Source organism: Alcanivorax sp. HI0083 (genome assembly GCF_001635175.1).
Genome location: NZ_LWFX01001085.1, coordinates 1 through 5,211 on the forward strand (window position 1 = coordinate 1; position 5,211 = coordinate 5,211).

At 48.2% G+C, this 5,211-nt stretch carries 6 protein-coding genes; all 6 read left to right on the forward strand.

Annotation, left to right across the window (positions count from 1 at the left end):
• A partial coding sequence (locus A3754_RS28575) for a hypothetical protein (protein ID WP_231880640.1) occupies nucleotides 1-186 on the forward strand: 186 nt, incomplete at its 5' end.
• The gene (locus A3754_RS14480) at nucleotides 186-1,040 is read left to right on the forward strand and encodes a sulfotransferase (protein WP_063520264.1); all 855 of its coding nucleotides are present in this window, start codon (nucleotides 186-188) and stop codon (nucleotides 1,038-1,040) included. The genes A3754_RS28575 and A3754_RS14480, both read left to right, overlap by 1 nt.
• A complete protein-coding gene (locus A3754_RS14485) occupies nucleotides 1,033-1,626 on the forward strand; it encodes a sugar transferase (RefSeq protein ID WP_063520265.1) in 594 nt (197 codons plus the stop codon). Before A3754_RS14480 ends, A3754_RS14485 begins: the two co-directional genes overlap by 8 nt.
• Nucleotides 1,627-1,628: 2 nt before the next feature.
• Nucleotides 1,629-2,795: a DegT/DnrJ/EryC1/StrS aminotransferase family protein gene (locus A3754_RS14490; protein WP_063520266.1), complete on the forward strand. Its 1,167-nt coding sequence runs from the start codon at nucleotides 1,629-1,631 to the stop codon at nucleotides 2,793-2,795.
• Between the two features lie 103 nt (nucleotides 2,796-2,898).
• Complete coding sequence (locus A3754_RS14495; protein WP_063520267.1) at nucleotides 2,899-4,200, forward strand: MATE family efflux transporter; 1,302 nt, start codon at nucleotides 2,899-2,901, stop codon at nucleotides 4,198-4,200.
• Nucleotides 4,201-4,349: 149 nt separating this feature from the next.
• Nucleotides 4,350-5,211: O-antigen ligase (locus A3754_RS14500; RefSeq protein WP_197468666.1), on the forward strand; the 862-nt coding region annotated here is incomplete at its 3' end.

The following is a 5,211-nucleotide window of genomic DNA, read 5'->3' on the forward strand; positions in this document are numbered from 1 at the left end:
AACTTGGGCGCGGCTTTTGATTTAGAGGATACCGTATCATTGTTTTCTCAGGTCGAAGGGTTTCTTTCTTCTTATGCTCATGAAGTTATGGGGAGGAATGAAATAATGCGGTTTGCACAAGATCGCTTCTCTGAAAAATCAGTCGTTTCTATGCTGGTTGGGGAAGTCAAGGAGTTGATTCATTAATGCGTCCCATTTTTATTATCGGAGCTGGCCGCTCTGGCACGAAATTTCTAAGAGATACACTGGCTGCTAGCCCTGATGTCTCACGAGTTCCTTATGATGTTGGTTATATATGGCGATATGGGAACGAAGGGTTGGAGCATGATGAAATAGAGGTTGACTCTGTTGGGCAGCGACAGCTGGACTGGATGAGAAAGCAACTTCCTCGGCTGGTTGACAAAGATGTCAGAAAGCCGGATGCGAAGTTTATTGTCGAGAAGTCTGTGCCCAACTCGCTTAGACCAGGGCTTCTTTATAAGGCTTTTCCAGATGCTTTATTCATCCATATTGTTAGGGATGGGCGAGCTGTAGCTGAATCAGCAATTAGGTTGTGGCAAGCGCCAACCGATAAAGGTTATCTTTTTGATAAAATTCGCTATTTCCCATGGGCAAATTTTAAATATGCTCTTTGGTTCGTGCGTAACAGGCTTTTTTTCAGGCGAAAAAAAGCTATAGCGGTATGGGGGCCGAGATACGCGGGGATTCAGAAAGATGTGTCCGTGCTTCCCCTGCACGAGGTTTGCGCCTGGCAATGGATGAAATGCGTTCAGGTTACAGAGCAGCAGCTCTCGGTCGTGCCCAGTGATCAGGTGTTTATGCTGCGTTATGAGGAGCTGATGAAGGACCCGCAGACGATTGAATCTCTTTGTGACTGGATCGGTGTTAATTCAGAGCCTGTGATAACCGCTTATGAAAATAATATTGAGCCTGGAAATAACGAAAAGTGGAAAGACCGACTGAGCGAATCCGAGCTTGAAGATATCAAGAGGGTTTTTTCTGAAGAGCCGGAATTGGCAAGGAAGTATTGTAGTGGCTAAGCGTTTTTTTGACATTGTCTTGTCCCTTTGCGCACTAGTTGCCCTTGCGCCGGTCATGCTAGCTGTGGCTGTTGCCGTAAAAGCTGACTCCTCCGGGCCTGTCTTTTTTCGCCAGATTAGGGTGGGCCTTGGTGGGCGAGATTTTGAAATAATGAAATTTCGCAGTATGTCCCACGATCCGGTAGCAAGTCAGGGGGCATTTGATGCTGGAAACTCCAGTCGTGTCACCTCAGTCGGGCAAGTTATTCGCAAAACTAAACTTGATGAGCTTCCGCAGTTTGTTAACGTTTTAAAAGGTGATATGTCTATTGTTGGACCGAGGCCCGAGGTGAGAAAGTGGGTTGAGGCTTATCCTGATAGATGGTCAAAAGTTCACCGTGTCAGACCAGGTATAACAGACCCGGCAGCTATTGAATTTAGTGACGAAGAAGGAATGCTTTCTGAATACGATGATCCCAATGAAGTATACAGAACCGTCATTCTTCCCAGGAAGCTGGATTTGTATGAATTGTATATTGAGAGGCGCTCGCTTTTTTTTGATGTTGGCGTGATGCTTAAAACCTTTACAAAAATTCTTCGAGGTTGATTGTGGACGTTCCTTTTTTTCGTCTTTCTCCCGTTTCTAAAGAAATTGAAAACGTTCGTTCTGTTTTAGAGTCTGGCTGGCTCACAACTGGCAAGTGGGTAAAGGATTTCGAAGCGCTTTTTGCGGATTATTGTGGTGTAAAGCATGCGCTGGCAGTTAATTCTTGCACTGCTGCTTTACATTTGGCTATTGAGGCTTTGGGGGTGGGGCCTGGCGACAAGGTTGTGGTTCCGTCGTTGACGTTTACAGCTTCGGCTGAAGTGATACGTTATGTAGGGGCTGATCCTGTATTTATTGACGTTGATCCTGATACTCTTTTGATAACAGCTCAATCTGTTGAAGATGCTATTTTAAGTAATCCAGACGTAAAAGCTGTTATAGCTGTTCATTTTGGCGGCCAATCTGTGGATTTGGTTTCAGAGGGTGGGCTTCTAAGGATTTGTGAAAAATACAATGTAAAGCTTGTTCAGGATGCGGCGCATGCTTTCCCTTCCTATGATGTCTATGGGCCTGTTGGAAGTGTAGGGGATGTCACTTGTTTCAGCTTCTATGCCAATAAGACGATAACTTGCGGTGAAGGTGGAATGCTGGTTACGAACAATGACGATATAGCCAGTCGTGCCAAAATGATGCGTTTACATGGTATCGACCGCGATGTGTGGGACCGGTTTACTAGTACTAAAGCTGGTTCTTGGGTTTATGATGTTAAGGCGCCAGGCTTTAAGTATAATCTGCCCGATATCAATGCAGCGGTAGGTGTGGCTCAATTTGAAAAAGCTTGGGATTTTCGTCAGCGAAGACAGGATATTGCAGCTAGATACACGGATGAATTTTCTGACCTGGTAGGTGTTGACTTGGTTAGGTCTCGAGTTATGGCTGATCAACACGCTCACCATTTGTACCCGTTGATTTTTACTCAACAAGCCGTTCTTACAAGGGAGCAGTTTATTGACATGATGAACGAGAGGGGGGTTGGTACATCAGTTCATTATCGTCCTCTTCATCACATGAGTTATTACCGTTTACGTTACGAGCTCGACGAGTCAAAGTTTCCTAATACAGAGAAATACTGGAGAGGCTGTGTTTCTCTGCCTCTTTATCCTGATATGTCGAATGAAGAAGTCGGTTTTGTTGTTAAAAACGTACGTGCGGCTTTAGGGGGGGGGTAGATTTTATTTGTTGGATGGTTTGATGTCGTTTTTTGAGGGATAGATTATTTTTAATTTTTTGCTTTTTTTTGCGAATCGTGTTTCTAGTTCGACAGGTCGAGCGATGGTTCGTACTTTTTTGGCTAAAGGGATATCAGCCTTTGGTGCTCTTTCGTTAGCTGTGATCGTTGGGAATCTCTATGGCCTAAGAGGGGTTGGTGTTTACGCTTTAGCGCAAAGCGTTTTGCTAGGTGCTGGCATACTTTCTCGAAGAGGGATGGATAATGCACTCATTCGCTTTGTCGGTCGTGATTTCAACTCTGTCAAGGTTGGAGGCTATCTCTACGTAGCAAGTTTGCGAAGCCTGAAAGTAAGTGTTCCGCTGTTAATAGCGATTTTTTTTCTGCGAGATCATGTCGAGGAATTCTTTGAGCTCCCGGGCCTTTCCTCTGTACTGTTGGGGATTGGTTTTGCGATTCCTTTTTACACTTGGAGCTTTTTATTAGCGGGATTTTTTAAGGGGGTGAGGAAACCCGCCACTGCCGGTTTTCAAGAAAATGGGGCTATCTCTCTTGTTGCCGGTACGTTGCTGCTGCTTATAGAAACATTGTCTGAGCTGCAGTCTCCGGATATTTCCTGGCTTGGGTGGTCATATCTGGTTGCTGCAGTTCTCATTGCGGTTATAGGGCACTGTGTCGCGGAGATCTGGCTCGTTCGTCATCACGTTGTTCGGCGATTTTCTGGGCTTGATTCTGTTGATTTGGCTGAGTTCAGAAATGTTTCTCTGTCATTTTTTCTCATGAGCATGGCGGGCTTAATGCAGCAGGTACTCAGCATCATGATTGCTGGTAAGTTTCTTGGAAGCGTTGAGCTTGGTCTATTTAAGTCTTCTCAGCAAATTGCCATTTCTGTTGTTTTTGTTTTGATGGTGGTTAATGCGGTTTTTCCGCCGCTTTTTGCGACCCTTTTTCATCAGGGGAGACTGGCTGAGCTTGAGCGTGCTGCTCGCAGAGCTGCCTTGCTTGGGCTTATCTTGTCAGCGCCTTTTTTGTTGGTTTGTCTGTTATTTCCAGAATGGATATTAGGTTTCTTTGGCGAAGGTTTTAGTGAGGCTGCAAGTCTGCTGAGAATATTGGCTTTGGCGCAGCTCGTTAATGTAGCTACAGGATCAGTGGCTTTTTTGCTGAACATGACTGGGTATGACCGTAGTATGCGTAATATCGCCTTGTGTTGTAATGCTATCGGGTTGCTAGGTTTTTTTCTTCTGTCTCCTTGGTTGGGGGCATTGGGTGCAACGCTTGCCTTGGCGTTTGTCTTGGTGGCGCAAAATCTGGTGGCGATGGTTGCGGTCTGGATCAAGCTTGGTATATGGACTTTTCCTGGGCCTAATGTTCTAAAGTTATTGGGTGTTCGCTCTCGTGTATAGCTAGGAGGTCGGATTACGTCCTTCGGCCTAATTCGAGCTGCCGATGGGGTGGGTGTTTGATTCGATTGTGCCGGTTATCGGCGAGCGTTCTGCTGTTTGCTTTTCTTTCTTTTCTGCTGGTATTTCAGTCTGCCTATGCGGTGTTACCTGTGTTGGCTGTTGGCATGGCGTTGTTGTGCCTGGCGGCTTGTCAGCGGGAGGCGGGGCGGCTGGCGGCGGATGATATCGCCATCCTCTTGGTGCTAATGGTTTTTTCCCTGCTATGGCTTGCGGATGTCTGGCGTGCCGGCCAGTGGCCGGTAGGGGCTGGCGGTGAGGGGCGGTGGCTGCCTGTGTGGCCTTTGTTTGCGGGCCTGGTTTTGCTGGCTTGGCGGCGTGTGCCTCCCTCTCCCATGGTCTGGTGGTGGGGTGTGGCAGTCGGAGCGCTCTTTGCCGGTGGAATTGCGGCATACGAGCACTTTTGGCTTGGCCGCTGGCGCCCTGATAACGGGATGAATGCGATTCCGTTCGGTAATATCGCACTGCTGTTAGGTACTCTATCGTTGGTTGCTCTGGTGTCTTTGCGGGGCGAGCGGGCTGGCCGACTTGGTGTGTGGCAGAAGGCGCTGTTGGTTCTGGCTGCATTAGCCGGGCTGTTGGCGTCAGTGTTATCGGGCACGCGCGGTGGCTGGGTGGTATTTCCTACGTTGGCGCTATTAGTGTGTGTGGCTGCGTTTGTCTCCTTGCCCCGTAGGCGGATGGTTGCCTTGGTGGCGATCTTGATGGCGACACTATTGGCGATGGCGTTTCTGCCGCGGGCGTCGGTGACTGCGCGGGTAGGTGAAGGGGTGGAAAACCTTCAACGATATACTCAGGGGGAGGCCGGCTCTTCGCTAGGATTGCGGCTGGAGATGTGGCGGGCCGGTTGGCTCCTGATCCAGCACAAGCCGTTGTTGGGGTGGGGCGAGGGTAAGCTCGAGTCCCAACGGGACCTGTGGGTGGCCGAAGGGCGCTTTAATCGGGGTGTTAGCC